Genomic DNA, 25,799 nt, shown 5'->3' with positions numbered 1-25,799 from the left:
GTTCGCTGTGGCGGCGTGCCAGCATCGTGTCAGTGTTGATTCGAGCACTTCAGTTCGGTGCGAGTGAGTGCGCCGAAGCCATGGAGCCGCCGCCGACGCTGCCCGCATCCGGCTGGGTGTGGATCGATATCACGGCGGCGCCCGACAAGGTCGAAGAAGTCAGCGCCTTCACCGACCTGCTGGGGCTGGATGCGCTTGCCGTCCGGGACGCAGTCCAAGACACGGATCTTCCCAAGGTCGACGACTTCGGCGGGACGGTGTTCGTTGTTCTGCATGCGCTGAGCGGCGAGCGCATCGATTGCTACGAACTCAGCTGTTTCCTCTCGCAGCGGTGCCTTGTCACCATTCACAGCGGGCAGTCGCCGTCCGTTGATGTGCTCTGGGACGGCGTCATGTGCCAGCCCGAAGTCGCCAACGGCGGCCCCGACGAAACACTTGCCCGGCTGGCTGATGTCGCGACCCGCCGGCTCGTCACGGTGCTGGATGTCTTCGACGACCGCAACGAGGAATTGACCGGGCTCGCATTGCGGGCCGACGCCGACTTCCTCCACGAGATCACCGCAGTCCGCGCCGACTTGGCGGCGCTGCGCCGGTCCGTGCATCCCCAGCGCGAAGCACTCGACATCCTTCGGCGCTCCACCTCAGCAGTAGTCACCGACGCAGGTCGGCGCCGTTTCTCGGACGTCTTCGACACGGCGTCGCGTGCCGCTCAAGGTGTCGACGGGGCGCGAACCGCACTCGCGGAGAGCCTCGACGCTTACCGGGGTGCCGAAGCCCGCCAAGCAACCGAGGTGACCAAGGTTCTGACCGTGTACGCGGCGATCATGCTGCCGTTGACGCTCGTCGTCGGCTTCTTCGGCATGAACTTCGCCGACCTCCCCCTCCTCGGTCGGCCGGGCGGCTGGATCTGGGTCACAGCATTCATGGTGCTGGTTGCGGCGCTGTCGCTCGGGGTCTTCGTCTCGGTGGGATGGATTCGTCGCCCCTCGGGCCGAACGGCCGGCGACGTGCTCGGTCGAGGCCTCATCGAGGCCGCACGCGCACCGGCACAGCTCGTCGAAGCGGTCTTCGAGATCTCCGCCACGCCGCTGCGGACCATCGCGGGCTCAGTGGCTCGCCGTCACCGGCCCAACGAATCGAGCCACGACTGATCGTGCCACGACAGCCGCGTCCGAGCGCACGATCGGTCGAAGCTGAGCCCGCGCCGCCCGCTGACGCCGAAGGGTCGCGGACTGCAGATGCGCTGGCGTACGGGGGAGGTGCGCTTGTGCTGTTCGGGCTGCTCGCACTGGCCTTCACCTGGTGGTTCCGTTCGCGAGCCGCTGGGGCCTGGGCAGTGATCGGACTTGTCGCGTTGCCGCTGGCGTTGGCGACCGGCAGCGAGACACGACTGGGCTTCACGCTTCCGCTCAGCGTCACGGTGTCCGAGGTGTCGGTCTGGGTCGCCTTGGCGCTGATGGTGGTGGCCGTGACGCTCGTCGAACAGGCCACTCGGGTGGCGGCGCGGCGCGGGAACGTTACTGACGCGACCGTCACGTGGATCGTCTTCGTTGCCTCTTCAGCGCTGGGCATGGCGCTGGTGATTTCCGCCCGCGTGCAGGGTGAGTCCTGGTGCTGTCGCTCAGCTTCGCCACGTTCGCACCCTTCGTGCAGCGGCTGCCCAGCCACTTCTCGGTACGAGCCTGGCTGCGGATGATCTGGTTCACGGGGTTCTGTGCATCCTGCGCGTTTGCGTTTGCGCCGGGCGCTTGGCCGGCCGCGGGCGGGCTGTGGGCGGTTGGGGTGATCGTGCTGGCGGCGGTTCAGCGGCGCGTGCCGGCGATCGTGCTGGCCTCATTGGCGTTGTTCGTCGTGTTCATCGTCACGGTGATCGAGATGTTCGGCGCCATCACCGGAACAGGGTTCGGGACAATCTTCTTCGGGATCACGCTGCTCGGCGTCGTGGTCGCCTGGCGCCAGTGGGTCGGCGCCGAGCGGAGCTAGCCGTGCTCTCGGGCTTTCCTGTTTCGTGGTTGGATGGGGTCGCGGATCAGTGGGTAGTTCAGGGTTCGGTTTCGAGGCCGAGACCGTCGGCGATGCGGTTGGCGTACGCGTAGTAGCCGACGACCCGGGCTCGCGGCTGCCCGATGCGGGCTCCCCGGCTGACGCCCGCACCAATAGCCTCCAAGACACATGCTGATGGCTGCGTCAGCACCACCGCTGTTGACCGAACTTGCGATTCTGCTGGTAGCAGGAACGCTGATCGCTTTCCTGTCTTCGCGGTTCGGTGTCTTGCCAATCGTCGGCTTCCTGATCGCCGGTGTGGTGATCGGACCCGGTGGCGTCGGCCTCATCGGCGACATCGATCTCGTCGGCCAGTCAGCGGACATCGGCGTGATGCTGTTGCTGTTCACCCTCGGGATCGAATTCAGCCTCGATCGGGTACGCCGATTGGCGTCGCTGTTTCTGGGCGGCGGCGCCATTCAGGTGGTCCTGACCACCGGAATCGTCACAGCGATCGTCGCCGCCTTCGGCGTCGATTGGCGAACGTCGATCTTCACCGGGTTGCTCGTCTCGCTCAGCAGCACGGCGATCGTGCTCAAGGTGCTCGCTGAGCGGCGTGCCACGACATCGCCGATGGGCAATATGTCGGTCGCCCTGTTGATCTTTCAAGACTTGGCCATCGTCGCCATGGTGCTGTTCGTGCCGCTGCTGAGCCGCCAGACCACGGGTCCCGCCGACGTGGGGATCGCGTTGGCCAAAGCGGTCGGGATCATCGTCGCCGTGGTGTTCGTCGCCCGCACGCTGGTCCCCGCAATCCTGCGGCTCCTGGCGCGGCACCAGTCGACAGAGGTGTTCCTTCTGACCATCTTGGCGATCTGTTTCGGGACCGCGTACGTGACCAGCCTGCTTGATGTCTCGATCTCATTGGGCGCGTTCCTCGCGGGGCTGATGGTGAGCGAGAGTCGCGTCGCGTCGCGAGCCCTTGGCGAGGTGATGCCGCTGCAGATTCTCTTCTCCGCGACGTTCTTCGTGTCGATCGGCATGCTCGTCGACGCCAGATTTCTCGCGAGCAACCTGCCGTTGGTGATCGGCTTGGCGCTCGGTGTTGTCGCCGTCAAGCTGTTCGCCACTGCAGTCGCCGGAGTGCTGCTGCGGCAGCCCCGAGCCGTAGTCGTTTCCTCGGCAATGGTGCTTGCCCAGATCGGCGAGTTCTCCTTCGTGCTCGAACGAGCCGGCGAGGAAGTCGGGCTGATGCCTGCGGGTCTGCAAAACGGCACCGATGCCTTCATATCGGTTGCCGTTCTGCTGATGGCACTTGGCCCTTACAGCGTGCGCTTCGGTGAGTCTGTCGCGGCGCGGCTCGAGACAGGCGACAGCGACGACTGGAGGGATCGCCCGCTAGATCGCCCCGCCCTCGAACCAGATCCCGGCGAGCACGAGCCCCTGCGCGACCACGCAGTCGTGAACGGCTTCGGGCCCCGGGCCCGCCGGATCGTGGCTGCCCTGGAGTTGGCGAACGTGCCCCACACCGTCGTCTCGATGGACCCAGCAGCACAGCAATGGGCAGCCGCGACAGGCCGCACGGTGGTTGCAGGCGACGTGTCGCGTCAATTCATCGCGGACCGGGCAGGCTTGCGTGACGCGCGGGTCGCTCTTGCCGTGGACAGCCCGCCGTTCGCCGTCGAACAATTCGCCCGCGTCGCACGTGAGCACAACCCTGAGATAGCGGTGCTCGCTTGGGCGGCCGACCCCGCCGACGCCGCCGATCTGGAGCGCGACGGGCTCGTCGACCATGTCGTCGCTGAACGGCAGGCTGCCCTCGATGCGCTCATCGCCCACGCTCTCGGCCACTTCGAAGTGCCCGAGCCGGACAGCGAAGCTGTCACGCACGCGGTCTTGCATGACGACGACTCCGAAGACGATCGCCCGAGTCCCTGACCCCCGGCAGGCGCTCGTGTCGCGGCCGGTGCGAGGTACGAGCACATAGACGAGGTCGCAGGTCAGTCTGTGAGCTGGCGGGATCGTGCCGCCTCACTACGGTGGGCCGCGTCGAGGGGAACGTTTGTGAATGCCAGCGCGGAGTTCAAGCCTTCCTCTCGAGAGCCACCGGTGAGGTCGCCGTTTTCGTGGCGTCGGCCCCGCTGGGCTGATGGGCGGTTGATCAGTCCGCGCGATGACGGGATCGCCGCGTGGATCAAGATCGGTTCTTGGTGTCTGGCCGCAACCGGATTCTGGTTGTTTGGGTTGGCGGGCATTCCGACCAGTGCAACGGTGCCCGGGGCCGGGTTGGTGGTTGTGCTGTTGGTGGCTGTGTCGGTCGGTGCTCTGCTGGTGGTGAACGTTCGGGCTCTTTCGGTGGCTGAGCGTGGGTCGTGGGCCGTTGCCCCAGTCGAGTACGTGTTGCTCGACACTGCTGGTTCGACGACTTGGTGGCGGGCGGCACGTTGGCCCGATGGCCGTTATGTGGCCGCCGCCGGCGTCGTCGCCTTCATGGCCGGGTTTGCCGCGCCGGTGGTGTTGTCCTTGGCACTGTGGGTGCTCGGGCGGATGAGCGCGCCGGATCTCGGCGTTCCGTCATGGTGGGGATCGTTGGGCTCCGCTCTGCTCATGCCGATGATGCCTGTGGGCCTCGTCTCGAGCCGGCGGCTCACGGCGCTCGCCTTGAAGGACGCGGCCGGGGGCCTGGCCAGCACTGAGCACTGGGCGTGATTGAACGCCCGCGACAATGGGGCTGGCCGAGTTCGTCGGCTTCGCAATCGGGCTGGTTGCTGCGGTTCGGCGGATTCGTTGAGAGCGGGACCGGCGGATTCGCGGTGGGCTGACCGGCGAAGCAATGCTCGGCGCTGCCGGGAAGTCGGCAGCTGGAGAAGTCAGCTGTCTCGAGAACGAAATTCAGGCGCTCGATCCGATCAGGCTGAACCTATGATCGGCATATGGCCGAGGACATCGTGACGGCGGCAGAACTTGAGAAGCTCAGCCCGGCCGAGCGTCACGCTCTGTTCGAAGCGAGCATCGTCACGGACCTCGACGAGGCGCCTCCGCAACTCGTTGAACGGGCGCGGGCGCGGTCGCGGGTGCAGCAAAAGGTCGCGGAATCTGAGCCTCAGCGAGGATGACTACCGGATCTTGATTTCGACGGGAGTGCTGGTTCGTGCGTTCACGGTCGTCGGCCAGCTGTCGGCCGACGGGGCGATCGAGTTCATCTCACTCGATATCGACCTCGGCGACGACTGGTCCTGACAGTCCGAGGTCGACGGCGGCGACCAGTTCGTCGTCTGCGATGAGGCGGCGCAGCCGCTAAGCGGCGTTGACTTGGGGCATGATCTCCTCGTCGATCTGGCGGAGATCCTCGAGCGTTTTCGATACCGGCACATCGCTGAACGGCGGCCAGAGGAGGGGCATGGTCAGGCCCGCAGCCTTCAAGTCGATCAGGTTTTGTGTGATCTGCGAGGCGGTGCCCGCCAGGAGGTTCGTCAGCTTGCCGTTCGGGGTCTGATCGGTCGCTTCGTCGGTGATCACAAACCAGCACATGCTGGAGATCTCCATGTCGTCGACGCTGTGCGAACCGTCGAGCTTGTCCAGTTCTTCGCCGATGGCGGTGAGCCACCCAGCCAATTCCTCGGGTGTGTCCTGAATGCCAATCCAACCGGACAGGTTGTACTGGGCCACTCGCTTCGCGGAGATGGCTGGGTTGCGCAAGCCGCTCATGAAGATCGGCGGATGCGGATCCTGGACCGGCTTGTGGCCGAACCCGCTGGGGTCGAAGTCTGCGAACTCGCCGTGGTACTCGAACAGGTCGTTCGTCCAGATGCCCAGGCAGATCTCGATCGTCTCGCGCACGTGCTTGTGCCGCTTTCCGAAGAGGTGCGCTGCGCTCGCAGCAGCGAACTCTTCGGGCATCCAGCCCGAGCCGACTCCCACGTTCACGCGCCCGTTGGACAGGTGATCCACCGTTGCGATCTCGGCGGCGAACACGCCGGGCGAGCGGTATGGCGTGTCGGTGATGCTCATGCCGATTCGGCACTTCGAGGTCTTCGCAGCGAGCCAGGGAATGAGCGGCCAGCCCTGGAACCACTGGCCGCGGGCCGTGACGGGGAGCTGCGTGGGAAACTGCTCCATCATCCCGAACGGGTACTGGAGCTCCCCGCGGTCGGATGCTTCAGGCACGACGATGCGGTCGAGTGTCCAGATCGAGTCGAAGTCCAGTTCTTCGGCGAGCTCGGTGAGGTCTTCGAGCTCGGAGACGGTCACGTGGTCGCGGAAGTTCGGCAGGTACAGCGCCAGCTTCATGTCGGCCATTTCTGATTCCCCTTGTTCGTGGGTCACCGTCGAGAGTAGGTGCTGTCGATCACGAGGTCGGCCGCGCTGGCTGCGGTTCCGAGTCGGGCTGTTGTTTGGGCTGCGCGCTAGCCGGTGGCGATGCCGAGGTTGTTCATCGGGAATTGCCTCGCTCGGTGCGCCACAGATCGCGCCTGCGTCTGAATTCGTAGGCGAGGTCAGCGATCAGGGCTTCGAGATCGTCGGGAGTGACCTCCTGATCCTCAAGTTGCGAATGGACGATGACGTTTCGCAAGTGCTTGACGGCTCGGCGCCGGGCTTGAACGTCGACCATGCCGTCGAGGCTTGTGCGGGGCACGAGTGCATAGACGAGGTCGCAATTGAGGGCGTCAGCGACCCTGGTGAGGGTGTCGAGCTTGAGCGTCCGTTCCCGCTCGCCTCGCTCGATGGCGGGGATGCGCGACGGGTGAACGCCCATGCGGCGAGCCAGGTCTCCGCTGGTCATCCCCAGTGAGTCGCGCAGCGTGCGGATCCAGCCCTGGGAAGGAGGGGCAAGATCGGCGAGGTCGCCATGCCGACTGAAGCGCTGGTCGAGTCGGCGCCGTGATTGGGCTCGTTTGTCTCGCAGCATTCTTGACCTGCTGTAGATATCGATATCTATAAGTATTCAAATTCAATAAGTTCAAGTATCTATATATAGCATTCAAGTAGTAGAATGAATACAAATAGCGCACAGACCTGGGCGTCACCACGACTGCTCAGGCATGCATCTCGAAGCGGCCGTCGCACATCGTGAAGCACACCCTCGACAGCACGTCCATGCCGAGCACGATGTCGCAATCGCTGATACGGCGACTCAGTCCGATCGCGATGACGGCGTGCGCTGTGCCGTACGCGTAGCCGTCGCCCCATGCGCTGGCCGCACCCGGCGTGTTGACAGGAAGAGCGATGTCCAGGTCGAAGGTGTCCGTCTGCACCTGCCCGATGGGTGTGTTGACGGTCTCGATGCCGCTCGCCGTGACTTCCAGCCGTTCAATGACTTCGCGGGTCGCCGCCGTTGTCGTTGCGCCCGTGTCGACGAGCGCCCTGTACCGGGCCGGATTCCGTTCGCTCGTCGGAGCGCTGACTTCGACATAGAACCGCACATAGCGGCCCTGTTCGATGTCGGTGTCGAATGCAGTCACCCGTGTCAGGTCAGGGCGGCGGCCATAGTGCCCAGCTCGATCGGCTCGGAACGGATCTCTTGGGTGGTGAAGTTCCCGACTCCGCAGCGCGCGTTGCCGGCGGTGCGGGCCTCGCGAACGCTCGCATACGTGCCGATGAGCTGGCCGTCGTGCAGCACGGCGAACTGCCCGAGGTGGCTTGCTTCGAGTTCAACGCGAATGGCTTCGAAGGCTGCGTAGTTCTTCAGCACTTCGGCTCGTTCCATGGTGGCCTCCGAGACTGCGGCGCTGAACTGCACGATAGCGACGCCAGCACCTCTGTTTCGGGATCGCTGGCGCTTCGACGGCTTCCTTGGTATCCGCGCTCCGCGGCTCTGTCCATGCACGCAATCGGGAGAACGATGGAGATGCCGTTGGACCACTCAGTGGAGGACCCTTTCAGCTATCCAAGTCCCCATCACTCACCGGGATGCAGGCAAGCCCTGTGTGCCTTACTGGCATCAGTGGTGCAGGAAAGTCCGTGAGCAACGTTCCTAGAGGATCACTCGGGGATCCAGTCTTCGGTTTGGAGGCCGAGCCCGTCGGCGATGCGGTTGGCGTAGGCGTAGTAGCCGACGACTTCGGTGATGTCGAGGATGTCGCGGTCGCTGAAGCCGGCTTCGCGCAGGGCGTCGACGTCGGCGTCGCTGGCGGCGGCGGGGGTCTCGGTGAGCTTGACGGCGTAGCGGAGCATGGCGGTGCGCTTGGGCGACAGTGCGGCGGTGGTCCAGTCGTGCTCGACGGCGGCGACGAGTTCGTCGTTGCGGAGCAGGCGGCGCAGACCGCGCCGGTGGTGGACCACTCAGTAGTGGCAGTCGTTGGTGAGGCTGACGACCAGGGCGACGAGCTCGCGTTCGGCTTTGCGCAGTGTGGCGGTGCCGGTCATGGCCGATTCGTAGAGGCCTTGGTGTGCGGCCATGGAGCGGGGGTTGAGCGAGTGGATGGCCAAGATGTGGTCGACCCGGCCGTAGCTGGGGTCCACGACCCGGGGGTACAGCTCGCCGAGGGGGCCGTCCCAGTCGTCGTCAGCAATGACCTCGATGCGCGCCATGAGCCAGCGTCCCACACCGGCAGGGCGCCAGTCGCACTGGGCCGCACCCCGCCTGGCAGCAACTTTCCGACGTATCGCGATCCGCACGATCACTCCGAGATCGGCGAGGACGTCGAGGCCTCAGTCCGAGCGTCCGCCAGTGGGGACGGAATCGATGCAATTGCCAAATGTGTTCGCCTCCGTGTGGCTGCTTCGTGTAAGGATTCGCCGGCGAAAGGAGCGCCTGTGACAGCTGAGGTTGTGATCCTGAATCGTGAAGCGGTGGCCATTGCAGCGGACAGCGCGGCCACCGTCGCGGGCCGGGGTCCCAAGATCTACAACACCGCCAACAAGCTGTTCTCACTGTCGACCGTGGAACCAGTGGCAGTGATGATCTATGGAGCGGGAACCTTTGGCCAAGTGCCATGGGAAACGGTGGTGAAGGAGTATCGGAAGACAGCCGGTGCGAAGACCTTCGGAACCGTTGCCGAGTACGCCGCCGACTTCATCGACCACCTTGCGAATCTGACTCAGCACGTGACCCGAGACGAGCAACTCGAGCGAGTCGCGATGACTGCGCGTTGGGAACTTGAGATGATCCACGACGTCGTGGAAGACGACGCCATTGCAGCGTTGGCCGATGGCAGCCCGCTCGACGACTCAGACATCATCGAACCCATCCTCGGCGCAATCGACGCGACGATTGAGCGACTCGCACGCGGCGCGTTCGTCGAGGGGCTCAGCGCTGCGATCGTCGGGCGGGAGATCAGCAGCGCCATGCCTGATTGGCCCGCCTTCGTCACTGCCGTGTTTCGAGGTCTGCCGGTCGATAGTCGCGTCGTACGCCGCGCAAGGGTGCTGGTACGAATGTCGTTGCGGCTCGCGGACCGTTCGCCCGGAAGCGGGGGAGTGGTCGTCACAGGATTCGGCGAATCAGAGATTTTCCCGGCGCTCTCGCACTATCTACTGGACGGAGTTGTTGCGAACCGTGTACGAGTGCATCCAGCAGGCCATGTCCGCATCGACGGCAACCAATCGGCGGGCATCTACCCGTTTGCGCAGGAAGACATGGTGGCCACCTTCATGGAAGGCGTGCATCCGGGTTTCCGGATAGCGCTTGACGAGTTTGTCGATCAGACGGTCGCACTGCTCATCGAGCGCTTCTGCGGCCTTGTCGAGAGCTCGCTTCCCGCTGCGGTTTTCGGGCTGCTGCAGGACGAGATGCAGGAGGCGCGTGCTTGGGTCACCGAGCACTTTGAGAGCGGTCTGGACGAGTTCCTTGAGCGCAACAATTCGGGGCCGATCATGTCGGTCGTGGAAGTGCTGCCCAAAGAAGAGCTAGCCGAGATGGCTGAGGCGCTCGTCAACCTCACGTCGTTCAAGCGAAGAGTGACGCCGGGGGCTGAGACCGTGGGAGGCCCCATCGATGTTGCAGTGATCTCAAAGGGAGATGGCCTCGTGTGGATCAAGCGAAAGCACTATTTCGACCCGGAGCTGAATCACCGGTACTTCGACCGCGATCGCCGACTTAGCGGTTCTGGCACACTAGGAAGAGCATCATGACACGGACGGCTGACAACGACCTTCGACAGGAATTGGCTCGATCGCGGTCGATCAGGATCAACCCCGGGCTGGACAGGCGGGACGACCCGCGCGAATTCGGGCGCCGAGTCGCACAAGAGACCTTTGAGCGCTACGTGAAGTCTCGGGACGGAACAGAGGACGCCGAGAAGCGCCGACGCTGACTCCACCTCGCGGCTGCCCTTGGGGTCGTGAGTGAACCCTGCGTAGGGCTTCCCGGCTCCTCGTTCTGCAGGGCGGGTTGCGCTGCGCTATTCCGCCAGCAGGATGCGGTTCGCCTCGGCGCGTGCTGCTCGAAGCGGGATCAACAGGTCTTCGCTGCATCCAGTAGGTGCGGGCCCGTCCTCGTCGTTGCGCGATTCGAGTTCCTTCAGGTGCTGACGGAGTCTCGCCTTGGTGCTGGAAAGGTCGGGTAGAGAGTTCACGATGCCTCGGTTGTGATGCCGGAGCGTGGGTCGTGCCGGTGTGCCACGAGGATCAGGTTCGCACAGTCGTCGCCTGTGGACTGCGCATAGTGTCAGCGTCGATGACGAGACTTGGGCTGCTCAGGTGACGAACGGCACGATTCAACGGACTGAGTTGTCGTTTTGGCGAACGGTGCGTCGGACGTTGGGGAGATTCCCGGAGTTCCGCAGTCGTGGCGAGCGGTGGGCTTGGCACCTGGCGGCTACGGCGGTGCCGTGAATGATTGTGCCGTGGTCCAGGTACTGGACCTCTCTGAGCCTGGTCGGCGCACTCGCTCTGGTGGGTGTGTATGGGGTGGTTGCGTCGTTGGCGGGTGGATGGTGGCTGCATGATGGACGCGCGCGCTTCCCGCTGAGTCCCGAAGCGGTAGAGCGCATCAAGGCACGCGAGGTCCGCAAGCAGGCACGCGACGAGCGTCGGGCTGGGCAGTGGCGAGGCACTGTCTGACCGATCAGCGTTGCGCGCGCAGAGGGGGCGTGAGCTCTCGTCGAAGTTTGTTGTCGTTTCCTGCGCAGGGCTTGCCGAGCGTTAGCCCGCGGCTCGGTTCACAGCTTCGAGCAATGCGCTTCATAACCGCTTCGGTTCGCTTGGCTATGATTCCGCCGCTATGGCGCAATCTGAAGACGACCCAAGCGATGCGTTGTCTCGTCTCGACGCGCTGGCAGCTACAACGCAAGTCCAGGACGACCGCCTTGACGCTGTGCGCAGGGCCGCTCAGCGGTGGCAGAACGAGCTGCTTGACACGACCGGCCGCAATCGGTTGCGCCGATACCGCGATCTGCAGACCGGCACGCTCGATCTCACGCCTGGAGCTGCTGCCGGCGCGAGTGCCCAGGCGCTCGACCGGCTGCTGGCCGGCCGCAAAGTGCGTCTGAGCGACATCTACTCCACGGTGACGTCGACCGTCGCGGCGCCGCCATTTGACGATGCCCGGCGACGGATGTCCGCAATCCACAAGAAGGCGCTGACGAACCTCGAGGAAAAGGGAATTGATACCTGCTTCGCAGCGATCGGCCTTGCAAGTTGGAGGGTCGAGCTGGGCACGGAGCCCAATGCACCGGTCATCCTTGTGCCGTTGCACACAGTGCCCACCGGGGCTGCCACTCGCGACTTCGAAGTTTCTGTCGCCGGTGATGCGCACCTGAATCCAGTGCTTGCACGCATGGTGCGCAGCGATCATGGCATCGAGATAGACGACATCGAGGCCGATGTTGCCGAGGACCCTCCCACATCGCTCGAAGCCTTCGATGAATTCTTGGACCAGTTGACCGGTGCATGGAGTGAGCTGCCGGAGTTTGCGATCACATCACGCGTCGTGGGAGGCAACTTCTCGTACTCGACGATGCCGCTAGTCCAAGACCTCGATCAAAGCGCCGAAGCGTTCGCACAGAACGACCTCGTGGCGGCCATCGCGGGAGTTGAACCCGCCCGGGCCGCGCTCACCGCGCGAGCATGCAATCCGAGTCCCAGCCAACCCGACGTCGATCCGCCCGAGTCAGAATTCCTGATTCTCGACGCTGACTCGAGCCAACACTTGGCCATCAACCGCGTTCTCGGTGGCGAGTCCGTAGTTATTCAGGGTCCGCCCGGGACCGGCAAGTCACAGACGATCTCGAACTTGATCGGCACCCTTGTCGCTCACGGCAAGCGAGTGCTGTTCGTGGCAGAGAAACGCGCAGCCATCGAAGCTGTCACAAAGCGGCTGGACTTGGTCGGTCTCGACGATCTGGTGATGGACCTGCATGGAGGCGTCACCTCTCGCCGGGAGTTTGCAAGCCATCTTTCAGATTCGCTCGATCACGTCGCGACGATTCCGGCCCAAGACCACACTGAGTTGCACAGTCGCCTGCAAGACCGCCGGGGCGAACTTCTTGCCGACAAAGCCGCCGTGCACGACCAACGCGCACCGTGGAACCTCAGCGTGTTCGAAATGCGCCAGCGCCTGCTTGGAGTTCCTGTTGAGGCACATACCCCGTCGCGGTTGTCGTCCGATTCGGCAAACGGCATCGATCGCGAGAGCTTTGAGCGACTTAGCCGCGACATCACGGAGTGGGTCGACCTTGCCGGGCATGATCTGCCGACTTCGCACCCGGAATGGTCGAGAAGCACCATCGAAACGACTCAAGAGGCGCAAGCTGCATTTGAATTCGTTCGGGGCCTTGCCGCAGATCAGCTGCCCGCGGCGCGCAGCGTAATCGAGGCTTGTCTCGACGAAATCGGGGCCGCCCTTCCGGTCGCCTATGCACAATGGCGTGATGCGTTGGATTCGCTCGCGGACATCAGGCAGATGTTCGAACGGTTCAGCGACGACCTGTACGCCTTGGACATCTCCGGGTTGCGGAGCTCGCTGGCGTCGGCACGGAAATCGGGGATGGCACGCGCCAGCGCACGGCTGTTCTCCGGCGCCTATCGAAGAGCGCGCAAGTCGGTCGCCGCAACGCTGAGCGAGTCGGGGGATCTGTCGCCCATAGACGCGCTCGACACGTTGGAACAAGCGGGGAAGCATCTCTCAGCGTGGTCGGAGTTCTCAGCGGAGGGCCTGCCCCGAGTACCACAGGGTCTCGACGACGCGATCGACAGGGTCACGGTGGCGGCCGAGAGCCTCGCATCGCTGCAGAAATACGGGGTTCTGACCGAGAGCGACACAACGGCTGGGCCGGTGCCGGCGCTGGCCGAAACGCTCGACCGCTTGGCATCGAGTTCCGATGTCGCCCAGAAGCTGCCGCGGATACGCGAGCTTGAGTCCGGCTTTCGCACCGCCGAGGTGATGTCGCTTCTTGAGCAAGCCGGCGACTCATACCCGGCTCACATGGCTGCCTGCGCCGTCGAGCACGCCTGGCTGTCCCGGGTGTTGGAGGACTTGAGCTTCACCGACCCGCGCCTGTCCGGCTTCGACAGCGATCGCGCGACGCGGGTCCGCGACGAATATGCGCAGTTCGACCGGCAGCACCTCGACGTTGCGCCGATGCGACTGCGTCGCCGCATTGCCCAAAGTGTGATCTCTGCCATGGACGCACACCCTGAAGAAGCGACGTTGATCCGTACCGAAGCCGGCAAGAAGCGCCGTCACTTGAGCATTCGCCAATTGCTCGCACGCGCACCACATGTGCTGACAGCGCTGCGACCTTGCTGGACCATGTCTCCAGTGCTCACGGCCGAGATGATTCCATCCGACGCGAACATCTTTGACGTCGTCGTGTTTGACGAGGCCTCCCAGATTCCTCCCGCCGAAGCCATCGGCAGCCTCGCCCGCGCGCCACAAGCTGTCATCGCCGGCGACAGTCGCCAGCTTCCTCCCACAGCGTTCTTCGGCCGGGAGAGCGCGAACGACGATGAAACCGATGACGACGAGGCACTGATTGCCACCGACGACATCGAATCGCTGCTCGAAGTAGCCGACATCTTCCTGCGCGACACGATGCTGACGTGGCACTACCGCAGCCGCGACGATCGGCTCATCGCTTTCTCGAACCAGCACATCTACGGCGGGTCGTTGACGGCGTTTCCCGGGTCCGCAACCGGCTCCCCGCTGACCCACCATCTGGTTCCGTTCCGGCCGCATGCCGAGGTCAATGGCACCCGGTCGAATCCCGATGAAGCGCTGCTTGTAGCTGAGCGCGTGCTCGATCACGCTCGCACCTCGCCCGACGAGACGCTCGGCGTCATCGCCTTCGGCCAAGCGCATGCAGACGCGATCGAGAATGCGCTCATGCGCGAGCTGCGGGACGTCAACGACCCCGCGCTCGACGAGTTCTTCTCCGAAGCCAACGACGAACGCTTCTTCGTGAAGAACATTGAACGTGTCCAGGGCGACGAGCGCGATGCCATCATTCTGAGCGTCGGATATCACAAGGATGCGAACGGCCGGCTGCCGTACCGCTTCGGTCCGCTGAATCAGGACGGTGGGGAGCGTCGCCTCAATGTGGCGGTGACCCGGGCTCGATCACGGGTAGACGTTGTGTCGTCATTCGGCCATCACGACATGGATCCGGGTCGTTCGTCCGCTAAGGGCGTCGAACTCCTGCGGCAGTACCTGCAGTACGCGGCCACCGAAGGTCACGTACTCGGCACAAGCGCTCATGACGTGCCGCTCAACCCCTTCGAACTCTCCGTCAAGGAAGGTCTCGAGCGCCGTGGAATCCCGGTGACGCCGCAGTACGGCGTCTCGGGATACCGAATCGACTTCGCGTGCGCGCACCCCGACAAGCCCGGCCAGATGGTGCTGGCAGTCGAAGCTGACGGCGCCACCTACCACTCCACACCGACTGCCCGGGACGCGGACCGGCTGCGTCAGCAAGTGCTCGAAGGCAAGGGGTGGCGCGTCCACCGCATCTGGTCGACCGCTTGGTTCAGCAATCAGGAAGCGGAACTCGACAAGGCCGAGGCTGCGTGGCGCGCGGCGGTTCGCGCCGCCGACGGATTCGGAAACACCGCCGCCAGCGTGAGAGACGTAACAAAGAGGCATGGTCGTACGGGAGCGTCGGCGACCGGACTCTCGCCCGCGACCGACGGGCCCGAGACGCAGTCAGTCCAAAGGGCCCCGCGGCCAGCAGTCCCTCGTCGTGGATCGCTTGGCTACGACAGCATCGCCGACTATCGACACGACCAGCTCGTGGCACTTGCACGCTGGATCGAGTCAGACACGTTGCTGCGCACTGAGAGCGACATGATCGCCGCGATGATGGACGAACTGGGGTTCCGTCGAGGCGGCAAGAGGATCGTCGCCGCGCTTGAGATTGCAATCCGCGAAGCTCGAAGCTAAGGCACTGTGCCGCGGTGGCGGACAAGGTCTCGTCGGCACGTGCCGGTGGAGCGCGAGACTCTCCCACATGGCGAACGAACGCAGCTATCAAGGGCTTCCCCTGCACGAAGCTGTGAGACGTATTGCGCGCCACCACGTGCACCGTGACGTGCGACACATCAACGATGAGGAACTGCACATCTTGCTGGACGCCGCCGACTGGCTGGCACGGAATGGCTGTGAGGAACAAATCGGGGGGCCGCAGCTGTTCGGAGGCAGCGATTAACTCGAGATCGTTCGCCTCAGAGGCTTTGTAGCCCGACTCCTCCAAATCGCGGCGGCAACGGGCTCAATCGTGCCCTCATGAGTGAGCATGGGGCACGCGCCGCCCGATGACGGTGCTCCAAGGCGTAGGCAGACCGCCCTGCGAGGTCCGGTTCATCCGGCGGCGGGCTCGTTCAACCCCCACAGATGACGGGGGCGCCCGATGCTTGACAGACTCTCGGGTCGCGGGATCTTGGACTTGATTGACGACGGGGGTGCATTGTGGACCGGCGCTGGGTGGTGTTCGATTGCGAGACGACAGGACTTGGGAAGCGCGATCGGATCGTCGAGATCGCAGCGGTAGAGGTGGACGTAGACACCGGCGATGTGGTCGATGAGTTCGACACCTTGGTGAACCCGGAGCGTGACGTAGGGCGGACCAACTTGCACGGCATCACCGCTTCGATGGTTGAGGCTGCGCCCACATTCGCCGAGATCGCTGCTGCGTTAGCGCGCCGCATGCACGGCAGCACTCTGGTAGCTCACAATCTGTCGTTTGATTCTCGAATGCTTAGCCAGGAGTTCGCGCGGATCAACACGGCTTTCGCTGCGGGGTCGGGCTTTTGCACCCTCAGGGCAACGTCGGAGAAGCTCGGCGTCGCATGCCAGCGCCACGAAATTGCGGCCTTTGAGCAACATCAAGCCTTGGCCGACGCTCGCGCCACTGCACTCTTGCTCACGCGCGTATACGAGGCTGAGGAATCAGACCGGCGTGACCGAGGCTTGGTCCCATGCCGCATCGGCTATATCGACGGGAGCGGGACGCCCCGTACCCAGCGGCGCGCGGGCGGGGGCGCGGTTTCCAACGAGATGGTGCGCACCATCAGCAGAGCCCACTACCCGTATTCCGATGAGGCGATGTTGGCGTATCTGGACATGCTCGATTGGGTGCTCGACGATCACGTGATCACTGCGGAGGAGCGCCGTGAGCTGACTGAACTAGCGCGGGACCTTGGAATCAGCTCAGCGCAGGCGCGACTGGCCCACCAGCGTTACTTCGACGCGGTCGTCGCTGCTGCGCTGCGCGACCATGTCGTTACGCCAGACGAGCATCATCTGATGCGGCAGATCGCTGTCGCGCTCGAACTGCCTGAGGCTCCGATCCCAGACATCACCGAATTGCCATCCGTGAACGGCATCGCCGCCGGTGCACGCGTTTGCTTCACCGGGACAGCGGTGGTGGACGAACAACACTTTGAACGCGAGGCGTTGGAGTTCCTTACAGCCAAGGCCGGACTGCAACCAGTCGGATCGGTGACCAAGAAGAACTGCGATTTGTTGGTAGCGGCCGACGCCTCCAGCCAGTCGGGCAAGGCCAAGAAGGCGAGGCAGTACGAGATCCCGATCATGGAAGTTGCCGACTTCCTGAACTGCATCGACTGAGCCGATTCCAAGCGCTTCCCGGGATCGTGAGCAGGCCGCTCCCGATCCGGTCGCGGCGGGGGTTGAGAACTGGCTGCTTGGAGCGATTCTCGTTTTCTATTGGTGTCTCGCCTTGCAGATGGTGCGGACATCGCACGTACGGCATCGGGTCCCGGGCGAAGGATCGAATTCGCGGTTACGAATCCTGTGGGCAGCTTCGTCAACTTCGCGTTCGGCCGACTGAATCGTGGCAGTGTCGATCTTGACGGGTTCTCGGGTGCCTTTGAGATCGTGGACGTAGGCACCTCGCACGTCGAGACCCTCTCTGCGACCGGCGTCGGCGTAGACCTGCAACTGGAGCTTGTAAGGATCAGTCGAACCATCTGTTGATGTCTTGTAGTCGACGATCGCGAGCGCGCTCGGGACTTCATTCTCCTCGTCCAAGATGACGTCGGCGCGCCCTGACACGGTGACAGCGTCGAGGTGAAGCTCGAACGGTCGCTCGGTTTCCCACACGCGGTGCAGATCGTCCTCGTGGTTCCTGATGTAGCCCTGGATGAGAGCCTTGGCTGCGTCCTTCATGGTCCGGTGGGCGGCCTTGTTGGCTGCGGGCAGGAAGAAGTGGTTGTCGAGCATCTGCTCAACGTCGCTCTCGGTCGGTACCGCCCCGACGGATTGAGTTTGCTCCGCGACGCGTCGTAGGAGGTGGTGCACGGCTCTTCCGTAGCCCAGCTCGGGGGCGAGCCGGGGCTGGAAGCCGACAAGGGTGCGGAGCCGGTATGCCATCCCGCAGTTGAGAAATGAAGCCAGATCGCTGAAGGTGATCGCGAGCGGGTCCTGGTCAGCCGACGAGCGAGACTCGACCTCCGGCAGCACGACGTCGCCCGGGTCGATGTGGTGGGAGTCGAGTTCCGTCCAGTAAGGGCTGGGCTGGACGTAGTTCTTGGTGACCCGATCGTGCCGCGAGACCGACAACCAATCACGTGCACGCGAGATCGCTACGTAGAACAGCCGGCGCTCATCGGCATCGGATCCTTCGTATCGGGTCGCATTGAACAACTTGCGAGGAATGATCCAGTCCCGCTCTCGCCCCATCCTGGACGGAGGGAATCGATTCTTGGTCATCGAAGGGACGAACACGGCCGGCCACTCCAAGCCTTTGGCCCTGTGAATCGTGGTGATGTCGACCGCGTCGACGGTGACGTCCGGTTCGCCGTCGAATCCTTCGTAGTTGCCTTGGGCGTAGTTGATGATGTGAATTGCGAGATTCCTGTGGTACCACTCGCCGGCCCACTCACCCCCTACCTGCTCGCCGTAGTTGTCTGCGTCCTGTCGGGAACGACGCCGGACGCTTTCGTAGTCAGCGAGGAGCGACGTGAAGCGGGCAAGCGTGCCCAGCGAGCTGAGCCGGATCGGGTCGTCGAGATTCCAATCACGAACCTCGAGTACGTCGAGCAGATCGTAGTAGTCCCCTACGAGATCGGCGGTTCGACTCTCATCGAGTGAGTTCTTCTGCCACCGCCTTAGGTGGCGCTTCAGCCGGTTCGCGTGTGTCTGGTCTCGAAGTCCAAACACCGATTCGTACTCTGCCACCAGTGACCCGAGTTCCACGGCACCGCCTGTCTCGTATGGCTCTCGCCAGTCGACGTCAGTCAGCCAGCAGTAGGTCATGCCAAGGGCCTGGGCCTCCGGCTGGTCGAAGAGCCCGGTGCGACCCCCAGGCTGGACTGGCACGCCGTTCGCGTTGAATGCCACGAGCAGCTTCGAATAGGCCGCTCTGGTCCGGACGAGTACGCCGATGTCCTTGTAGGGAAGCCCCGCGTCATGCAAGTCGCAGACCATCTCGGCGATCCCGCCGGCTTCTGCCTGTTCGTCCTTCTCGTCCCATACGACCACCCGCGGGGCAGACCCAGCCGAAGGCCGATGCGACCGCATGACCTTCGGCAGTCGGTCGGGAATGGACTTGGCGAAACCGTTGGCGGTCCTCACTATTTCGGGCCTACTCCGCCGATTTGTCGTGATGCTGAAGCTGGTCACCGGCGCGTAGCGATCCGCGAACGTGACGATGTTCTCGACGTCTGAACCACGCCACTGGTAGATGGCCTGATCGTCGTCGCCGACGACGCACAGCTCGGTGTGCGGACCGGTGAGCCGCTCGATGAGCGTTTCTTGCGCAGGATTGATGTCCTGGTACTCATCGACAATCAGGTGTCGAAGTTGGTCGTGGACTCTTGCAGCGACCTCGGGACGACCGAGCTCCTCCACAGCCGAGCGGATCTGCTGACCGTACGTCAGCAGCCGGTATCGGCTGAGAGCCGCGTGGTAGTCCGTGAGGGCCGACCTGAATTCCTCGGGGAGCCCGTCGACATCCAATAGCTCGTTGTCGACTACCTCGACATTCTCGAGGAATCTTGCAACAGAGCGAAAGAGTCGGTTGCTCTCGTCGAACTGTCTAATTCCAAGCCGGCTCGCCTCCCTGCATGCAAAGGCTGTGAGTTGATTCTCGTCGAGGACATCGAAGTTCTCATACTCGGGCACGTGCACCTGGAGCAGCCTGAAGCAATAGGCATGAATGGTGCCGACAAAGAGGCCACTGAGCTGGTCGATGGATCCGGGCCCCATCCGGTCGACGACCCGAAGTTCGATGCGCTCCTTGAGCTCACTCGCCGCTCGCTCCGTGAAGGTGAAGGCGACGATGCCATCAGGCCGGACACCATCCGCCAGCAGGTCTGCCACACGCTGGGACACCACCTCGGTCTTGCCCGAGCCAGCTGACGCAATGATCTGCAGGTGCGTGCCTCGGTGCTTGACAGCCTTGAGAGCGTCGCCGCTCAAACGTGGTGCTACGACCATTGCGTACCAACTTCTGGCATGAGGATCAGGTCGACGAATATCGAAGGACTGGCGCATTCTTGCCGAGAGCCGTTGGTCAAGCAGCCTTGCCTGAGATGACCTGGTCCCGCGCCTCCCGGTGTCATCGGCTCATGCCAAGTCACGCTGGGGCGCTGTCCGCCAGATCGCTTGATCATTCGTGGTGCAACCGGAATGAGGGGCTTTGACGGCAGGCCTGCGGCCGTATCAGTGGCTTCGTGCAGTTCAGGCTTGCTGTGTCAATCCTCTGGTGTCAGCGATGGCGGAAGTTCGCCGATGATGCGGGCGCTCTCGACGGACACGTGGATGAGCCGGCGCAGGTGCCGGATGAGGTTGTAGGGCTCGTCTGCCCACGCTTCCCATTCGTTCGGATCGTCGGTGATGCCGGACTTCGAGTCGTGCTTGTGGCGGAGGCTGTCGATCGCCCACTTGAGCGGTGATCGTCCCGAGATCGTGTACGCATGTGCAGCGTCGGGGATGTTGACGAGTCGGCAGCGGGCGTTGACCTCCAGCACGCTGCGGTCAGCCTTCTTATCCGCTCCCTTGCCCCAAACGAGTTTCTCGATCCGATACGCACTCGGGTCAGCGATCGCGTCGGAGGCGCCGTCGTTATCTACCTCGCCGTCCAGGAGGCAGTCCACTGGGTGCTCCGGCACTTCGTCGTAGCCGATGTGCAGGTCCATCAGTTCGCGTCCCGCTGCTCGGAATGCTCCGAAGTCCGACGCGAACGGCACCCGAGGCAGGTTTCGCTGCAAGTCGTGTTTGTACTTGTCGCGCCAATCAGGGGCGTGCATCACGCCGTACAGGTACTCCCAGACGTCGTCCTTCGAAATTGAGTCGTCGCCATAGTGCTCTCGGAAATGTTCCAGGCACCAGTCCGTCACATTGTCGCCATCACCATCAGATACCTCCTCCAAGCCGAGGTCAAGGGTGCTGCTCATAGCGGAACCTCACTGATCTTGCGGTGGCGGACGATGACGCGCCCGGCAGGGTCCACGAGATGAAGGTCGGGAAGCACCCCCGTTGCCAGCGCCGCGAACATGGTGCGAGTCGACGGTGTGCTTACCATGACTGCCTCCGAAGTATCACGCGCGTCTGCTGCGAACCCTTGATGGCGGCGATGTCCGGCACCGTGTCTGATGCCAACGCTTGGAATGTCATGTTCGAGGGACTTGTCACCAGGATCGCCTCCGTGGCATGATCCTGGACGGTTGAATGGTTCCAACCGCTTGTAAGTCGCCGACCCGCCGACTCGCCAGGGCTCCGAAGACTGCTCGGTTGTTCGGTGCCGTGATGAGGATCGAACTTCTGTTTCTCTCTCTCTCTCTCTCTCTCTCTCTCTCTCTCTCTCTCTCTCTCTGCATCTGGGAACAGCGAGGTCGCGGCTTTGCTCTGGGCCAAGATGCGGTCGTCGTCATAGAGCCAGCGGGTGACGAATGGGCGATACAGCACCTTGCGAATTCGATCTGAATCGAACTCAATTTCGTCTTTCCGCTTGAGAGCTTGCTTCAGAGCCGCGGTCCAGCGGATAGCACCTGGATTCTCGTTGCTGGTGAGATAGTCGAAACTCCCGCCCTGCTCGACGTACAGTTTTCGAGCCGTCTCATAAGCCTTGATGAGCCGCTTGACTCTCTCGATCAGAGCGTCGCGGCTGAACGAATAGACATATGGGTCAAGGTTGGTCTTGACGCCGAGTTCATGCCTTGACACAGCCGATGCGTCACCGTCTCTAGCGCTGGCGCACACGGGGAGCAGTTCATGGAAGCTGCCATCAGTGATGTTCACCCAGTGGTGCCTGTCGTTGACTGGCACCATTTCGAATTGATTGTTGCTGATGTCGCTGAGGTCGTTGAGCCAGCGGAATTTCTCGCCACGCTTCGTGTACGCCGGGACTTCTGCGTAGTGCAAATTGCCTTGATCGCGTCCAAGGCGTTTTGGGTCGCGAACGAGAACTGTGACTTGTACACCGTTGCGCGAGTGCTGATCGAAGACATTGTCGGCTTCGGCTTTCCGATCGTCGCCGGATTTCCTTGCATCGCCGCGCAGGTTGATCACATAGATGTCGCTGAACTCATCCCTCAGAGCGGCGCGTGCACCTGTGAGGGAAGGTGCGTTCGCCAACGAGTTCGGGTGTACAAGCGCGATGATGCCGGGCTTCTCCTCGCTGTCAGTGGACTGCTGGATGCGGTCGGAAGCCCAACGGAGCGCCTCGATGTAGAGATCCCCGGCAGCGGGTCCCATGCCGACACCGGTGACCTCCTTGTGCCTCACGCCGAACGTGGCGCGTACCCGCTGCTCGATTTCGGGATACTCGATGTTGGGGTTGTCGTCGCCTGCTGACTTCTGCCCAGCGGACCATGGCGGGTTGGCGACGATGACTCGAATGGGCAGCTTGTTCTGCGCGCGGGCGCGTGCGGAGTTGTCGTCGAATCCGGGGATGCTGCCTTGACGTGTGTTGCTGCTGAAGGTGTCGCCGAAGACGATGCCCCGGTATTGGCGGTAGTCGGTATCGACGCCTCGTTCGGCGGCTGCGGCTTCGATCTTGAGTGCTGCGATGTAATAGGGGAGTAACACGACTTCGTTGGCGTGCATTTCGGGCGGGTTGCAGTTCTGGTGTTCGCCTTCGCCGTCGCACGCGGCGGCGGCGCCTTGGAGGCACTTGCCGCTGTACTTGCGGACGAGATCGCTGTCGTCCACGAGCGGGCTGCCGTCGGGGCGTGTGGCGGTGAGCAGCCGGTGCAGGAATGTGCCTGTGCCGACGAACGGATCGAGGACGTGCACGCTCTCGGCAGTCAGCCCGTAGCCGAAGTGCTTGCGGCAGGCTGTATCAGCGGAGCGCAGCATGAAGTCGACGATTTCAACTGGGGTGTAGACGATGCCGAGTCGCGAGACCGTGTCTGCCATCGCGTGAGCGAAGAACCCTTCGTATATCTGTCTGAGCAGGTCGACGGTTTCAGCGGGGCTGTGGCTGTCTTTGAGCATTTGCTGCATGGTGCGGTAGCTGCGCGCCAAGGGTGTGAGCAGGTCGCCGAAGACTTGGTCGGCGCTGGACGCCTCCGGGTCGGTTGTGGACGCGGCGTGGGCATCGGCGAGCGCGTCCAGGAACCGATTGACGGCTCGCGAGATGGGGTTGCGGGTAGCGAACTGGGCTTCGGCGAACAGGTGGTCGAACACGGGGATGGTGACGATGTGGTGGGCGACCATCTGCTGTGCGGCGTTGGGGGTGAGGTGCGCTCCGACGGCTTCGCGCATGGCAGCAACGAATCCGTCGAAGGCGACTCTGCAGGTCGGCTCGCCGATTAGGTCCGCGGTTCGGCGTTCGACGCGTTTGCAGACATCGGCGGCGCGTTGTCCCCATGTGGGCCACATCTGTTTGTCGCCGCACTCGGTGACGATCTTGGATGCGACGGCTTCTTCAAGCCGCTTGACGAACTGGAGACTGAGAATGCCCTGCTCGGCTATCTCGGAGTCGGTGAGGACTTCAGGGTTTTCGGGTTGGTTGGGCTTGATGATGATGGGCGAGTTGACTTGGGGGTTGTTGACCCAGTAGTCGACGCGTTCGTCGTGGCTGCGCAGCGCACGCACGACTTCCCACACGGTTTTGAAGTCGCTGCCGTCGAGCACCTCGGTGTCGGTCATTTGGCAGCCGTCTGGCACGATGACCGGGATGACCACATAGCCGTAGTCCTTGCCTTCGGCTTTGCGCATCGCCCGGCCGACAGCCTGTGTCACCTGAACAGGCGACCGCTTGGGCTCCAGGAACACCACGGCGTCCAATGCGGGGACATCCACGCCTTCGGTGAACAGCTGAGCGTTGCTGATCACCCGGCAACGCGGCTCGCCAGTGGTGTCGCGGCTCTGCTGTTCCAAAGCGTTGAGAGCTTCAGCGCGTGCTACCGCTCGTGTGGTGCCGTCCACATGGTCCACTTTGAGGTCAAGGAAGTTGCGTCCGGTGTTCGCTTCGCGGACTTCCTCCGCGATGGCTTCCCACAGCCGCCCCTCCAGGCCCTCGTCCGCGAAGTAGGCGTCCTCTGAGCAGGCTTGGGAGGATCGCACGGTGTTGGTAAATGCGATCGCTGTGCGCAGATGCCGATGCTGCGCGTCGCTGGTGATCTCACCTGCGACGGTGCCCGGAGCGCGAATCTGACTCTCTGGGGTCGCCATCGCGTCCCAGCAGCCGAGCAGCTTGGTGGCGTAGTCGGAGTCCACCTTGGCTTTGCGGGCACGATCAGACGCAGTGATCTCTGTGACGCGCTTGCCCGCGCCGTGCATTGCCGCTTCTTTTTCGTTGACGCCGACCACCAGCACCCGGTAGTCGGACACCAGGTCCTGTTCGATGGCTTCTACGAAGCTCATCTCGTAGAAGACCGGACCGAACACCAACTCGTCGTCCATCGAGAACGAGTCTCCTGCGGCGCCGAGCTCTTCGACTTTGCGGCGTTGACGCTCGGTGAACACGCGCGGTGTTGCCGTTTGATACAGCCGCTTGGTTGCGGGCACGTAGTCGTCTCTGTGGACCATCACGAACGCCGACGCGGACTTCTCCTTGGTTGCTGAGCCAATGCCAGTGCTGCGGTGCGCCTCGTCGCACACCACCAGATCGAACACGACCCCAGGCGCATGCTCTTCGAGCACTTGAGACAGCAGCGGCACCGACTGGTAGGTGCAGAACCACACATGCATCGCCCCGTCAGTGACCGGGGTCTGCATCGTCTCGGCGATCTGATCCCGGTTCGTACTCGGCGGCGCCAGCAGCTCAGCCAGCTCGGACTTTGTGGCAGAGGTTCTCTTGCCGGCGGTCACATCCGAACACACCGCCCCATAGCGATGAGGCAGCGCACGATGCGCAGCCCACACACGCATCGTCTGGGACATCAACGCGATCGACGGCACCAGATACAGCACACGACCGCCTCTTCCGACCTGCTGCTCAGCAGCCCACAGCGACACCAGCGACTTGCCGGTGCCACACGGCATGTGCACCTGCCCGCGGTCATGTTCAAGGAAGCCCTTGGCGATCTTGTTGAGTGCCTCGGTCTGGTCGGGGCGCGGTACAGCGCGCTGTGTGAATTCGACCTTGCCGGGATCCTCAAAACACTCCTGCCAGCGGATCGGCCACTTGTCCAACTCGAAGCTGCTGAGCACCTCGCAGCGTTTGGTCGCGTTTTCGATCTTGCTCCACGACGGATCGGTGAGCTCCCCAGTGTTCACCAGCAGACTGCTCGTGAACGGCTGCTTGCCCGCCTCGGCCAGGAAGCTGTTGATGTCGCTGCTGGGCACCTTGGAGCCCGCCTCATAGAGCTTGCACTGGATCGCGCACACGCCGCCGTCGCGCTCCGCGGCCACCAGGTCCACGCCCGCGTCGGAGCCATAGCCGAACGTGATGCGATCAGGCCATTCCGTCCACAGCCAAACACGCTCGAATCGGTCGCTGTACTGCGGGTTCTTCTCGAATGCGGCGCGCATCACACGCTCGAATATGCGGCCCCGTTCCTGCGGCGATTCGCTCACCCGGCGCAGCGCCCGGAAGACCTCAGGATCGAAGAGCACGCCTTGATTCATCTGCTCGGCGAGTTCGCCGCCCAGGGTTGCCGCCACTACGACTCCGCTGCGCCTGTTCCCGCGCAATGTCGTGTGAGGGTGCACGGCCGCTTACACCCAGAGCCACGCGCGAAGTTGCCCCTACGAGATCGCGTGCCTCGGTTCTTGTCGATTCCATCTGCCCTGTTGCGCTGCATGACGTATGACAATAGTAACAATGCTCAATATAGGGTGCAGATAGTTCATAATCGAAGCATTGTCTTGTGATCGGCGACGGTGTGGCTCGACCTGTGAGAGCAGAACAGCGCTTTGACACGGGTGCCCGAAACGTCGTCGCGCCGATTCCGATTGGACGCTTGCGTAGCGGCTGACCTCGACGAACTTGCGGTCCCTTGGGGAACCCTCCGGATCTTGCTCCCCG

At 63.3% G+C, this 25,799-nt stretch carries 23 protein-coding genes; 12 read left to right on the top strand and 11 right to left on the bottom strand.

Annotation, left to right across the window (positions count from 1 at the left end):
- Positions 1-32: 32 nt before the first annotated feature.
- The 3 genes from ACOCMM_RS18470 to ACOCMM_RS18460 are packed head-to-tail and all read left to right on the top strand — an operon-like array spanning position 33 to position 1,983.
- On the top strand, positions 33-1,151 hold the full coding sequence (locus ACOCMM_RS18470; protein ID WP_419554600.1) for a magnesium transporter CorA family protein: 1,119 nt from the start codon (positions 33-35) through the stop codon (positions 1,149-1,151).
- 2 nt (positions 1,152-1,153) lie between these two features.
- Positions 1,154-1,696, top strand: coding sequence for a hypothetical protein (locus tag ACOCMM_RS18465; RefSeq protein WP_419554599.1), 543 nt, complete (start codon positions 1,154-1,156; stop codon positions 1,694-1,696).
- Entirely contained in the window at positions 1,693-1,983 is a 291-nt protein-coding gene (locus ACOCMM_RS18460; RefSeq protein WP_419554598.1) for a hypothetical protein, read from the top strand. The genes ACOCMM_RS18465 and ACOCMM_RS18460 overlap by 4 nt, the downstream gene beginning before the upstream one ends.
- Positions 1,984-2,041: 58 nt before the next feature.
- On the opposite strand, the gene ACOCMM_RS18455 is transcribed toward ACOCMM_RS18460, so the two are convergent.
- Positions 2,042-2,167, bottom strand: coding sequence for a hypothetical protein (locus ACOCMM_RS18455; RefSeq protein WP_419554597.1), 126 nt, complete (start codon positions 2,165-2,167; stop codon positions 2,042-2,044).
- A 5-nt stretch (positions 2,168-2,172) separates the two neighbouring features.
- On the opposite strand from ACOCMM_RS18455, the gene ACOCMM_RS18450 reads away from it, so the two are divergent.
- From ACOCMM_RS18450 to ACOCMM_RS18440, 3 genes are all read left to right on the top strand, one after another.
- On the top strand, positions 2,173-3,921 hold the full coding sequence (locus ACOCMM_RS18450; protein ID WP_419554596.1) for a cation:proton antiporter: 1,749 nt from the start codon (positions 2,173-2,175) through the stop codon (positions 3,919-3,921).
- Positions 3,922-4,140: 219 nt separating this feature from the next.
- Entirely contained in the window at positions 4,141-4,692 is a 552-nt protein-coding gene (locus ACOCMM_RS18445) for a hypothetical protein (RefSeq protein ID WP_419554595.1), read from the top strand.
- Between the two features lie 224 nt (positions 4,693-4,916).
- Entirely contained in the window at positions 4,917-5,099 is a 183-nt protein-coding gene (locus ACOCMM_RS18440) for a hypothetical protein (protein WP_419554594.1), read from the top strand.
- Positions 5,100-5,280: 181 nt separating this feature from the next.
- On the opposite strand, the gene ACOCMM_RS18435 is transcribed toward ACOCMM_RS18440, so the two are convergent.
- From ACOCMM_RS18435 to ACOCMM_RS18415, 5 genes are all read right to left on the bottom strand, one after another.
- On the bottom strand, positions 5,281-6,273 hold the full coding sequence (locus ACOCMM_RS18435; protein ID WP_419554910.1) for an LLM class flavin-dependent oxidoreductase: 993 nt from the start codon (positions 6,271-6,273) through the stop codon (positions 5,281-5,283).
- A gap of 142 nt (positions 6,274-6,415) precedes the next feature.
- Positions 6,416-6,892 (bottom strand): mobile mystery protein A, encoded by a 477-nt coding sequence (locus ACOCMM_RS18430; protein ID WP_419554593.1) that lies wholly within the window; start codon positions 6,890-6,892, stop codon positions 6,416-6,418.
- Positions 6,893-7,019: 127 nt separating this feature from the next.
- Positions 7,020-7,445, bottom strand: coding sequence for an aspartyl protease family protein (locus tag ACOCMM_RS18425; RefSeq protein WP_419554592.1), 426 nt, complete (start codon positions 7,443-7,445; stop codon positions 7,020-7,022).
- Between the two features lie 5 nt (positions 7,446-7,450).
- The gene (locus ACOCMM_RS18420; protein WP_419554591.1) at positions 7,451-7,723 is read right to left on the bottom strand and encodes a hypothetical protein; all 273 of its coding nucleotides are present in this window, start codon (positions 7,721-7,723) and stop codon (positions 7,451-7,453) included.
- A 242-nt stretch (positions 7,724-7,965) separates the two neighbouring features.
- A complete protein-coding gene (locus ACOCMM_RS18415) occupies positions 7,966-8,514 on the bottom strand; it encodes a peroxidase-related enzyme (RefSeq protein ID WP_419554590.1) in 549 nt (182 codons plus the stop codon).
- A gap of 225 nt (positions 8,515-8,739) precedes the next feature.
- On the opposite strand from ACOCMM_RS18415, the gene ACOCMM_RS18410 reads away from it, so the two are divergent.
- Positions 8,740-10,056 carry a hypothetical protein gene (locus ACOCMM_RS18410; protein ID WP_419554589.1) on the top strand — a complete coding sequence of 439 codons (1,317 nt, stop codon included), beginning with the start codon at positions 8,740-8,742 and terminating at the stop codon, positions 10,054-10,056.
- A complete protein-coding gene (locus ACOCMM_RS18405; RefSeq protein ID WP_419554588.1) occupies positions 10,053-10,238 on the top strand; it encodes a hypothetical protein in 186 nt (61 codons plus the stop codon). Before ACOCMM_RS18410 ends, ACOCMM_RS18405 begins: the two co-directional genes overlap by 4 nt.
- A gap of 87 nt (positions 10,239-10,325) precedes the next feature.
- Here ACOCMM_RS18405 and ACOCMM_RS18400 read toward each other — a convergent pair whose 3' ends face one another.
- Entirely contained in the window at positions 10,326-10,499 is a 174-nt protein-coding gene (locus ACOCMM_RS18400) for a hypothetical protein (protein ID WP_419554587.1), read from the bottom strand.
- 265 nt (positions 10,500-10,764) lie between these two features.
- On the opposite strand from ACOCMM_RS18400, the gene ACOCMM_RS18395 reads away from it, so the two are divergent.
- The 4 genes from ACOCMM_RS18395 to ACOCMM_RS18380 all read left to right on the top strand — a co-directional run bounded on the left by ACOCMM_RS18395 (position 10,765) and on the right by ACOCMM_RS18380 (position 16,987).
- Positions 10,765-10,986: a hypothetical protein gene (locus ACOCMM_RS18395; RefSeq protein ID WP_419554586.1), complete on the top strand. Its 222-nt coding sequence runs from the start codon at positions 10,765-10,767 to the stop codon at positions 10,984-10,986.
- 160 nt (positions 10,987-11,146) lie between these two features.
- On the top strand, positions 11,147-15,301 hold the full coding sequence (locus ACOCMM_RS18390) for an AAA domain-containing protein (protein WP_419554585.1): 4,155 nt from the start codon (positions 11,147-11,149) through the stop codon (positions 15,299-15,301).
- A 67-nt stretch (positions 15,302-15,368) separates the two neighbouring features.
- Positions 15,369-15,566 carry a hypothetical protein gene (locus ACOCMM_RS18385; RefSeq protein WP_419554584.1) on the top strand — a complete coding sequence of 66 codons (198 nt, stop codon included), beginning with the start codon at positions 15,369-15,371 and terminating at the stop codon, positions 15,564-15,566.
- A 260-nt stretch (positions 15,567-15,826) separates the two neighbouring features.
- Positions 15,827-16,987, top strand: a complete 1,161-nt coding sequence (locus ACOCMM_RS18380; protein WP_419554583.1) for an exonuclease domain-containing protein — start codon at positions 15,827-15,829, stop codon at positions 16,985-16,987.
- 96 nt (positions 16,988-17,083) lie between these two features.
- On the opposite strand, the gene ACOCMM_RS18375 is transcribed toward ACOCMM_RS18380, so the two are convergent.
- The 4 genes from ACOCMM_RS18375 to ACOCMM_RS18360 all read right to left on the bottom strand — a co-directional run bounded on the left by ACOCMM_RS18375 (position 17,084) and on the right by ACOCMM_RS18360 (position 25,435).
- On the bottom strand, positions 17,084-19,801 hold the full coding sequence (locus ACOCMM_RS18375; protein WP_419554582.1) for an ATP-dependent helicase: 2,718 nt from the start codon (positions 19,799-19,801) through the stop codon (positions 17,084-17,086).
- 275 nt (positions 19,802-20,076) lie between these two features.
- Entirely contained in the window at positions 20,077-20,778 is a 702-nt protein-coding gene (locus ACOCMM_RS18370; protein WP_419554581.1) for a type ISP restriction/modification enzyme, read from the bottom strand.
- The gene (locus ACOCMM_RS18365) at positions 20,775-20,906 is read right to left on the bottom strand and encodes a hypothetical protein (protein WP_419554580.1); all 132 of its coding nucleotides are present in this window, start codon (positions 20,904-20,906) and stop codon (positions 20,775-20,777) included. Before ACOCMM_RS18365 ends, ACOCMM_RS18370 begins: the two co-directional genes overlap by 4 nt.
- Positions 20,900-25,435 carry a type ISP restriction/modification enzyme gene (locus ACOCMM_RS18360; protein WP_419554579.1) on the bottom strand — a complete coding sequence of 1,512 codons (4,536 nt, stop codon included), beginning with the start codon at positions 25,433-25,435 and terminating at the stop codon, positions 20,900-20,902. The genes ACOCMM_RS18365 and ACOCMM_RS18360 overlap by 7 nt, the downstream gene beginning before the upstream one ends.
- Positions 25,436-25,799: the final 364 nt, after the last annotated feature.

Source organism: Candidatus Poriferisodalis sp. (genome assembly GCF_965198245.1).
GTDB lineage: Bacteria > Actinomycetota > Acidimicrobiia > Acidimicrobiales > Poriferisodalaceae > Poriferisodalis.
The sequence above is the reverse complement of the archived record's forward strand: the minus strand, read 5'-3'. Positions and strand labels throughout refer to the sequence as shown.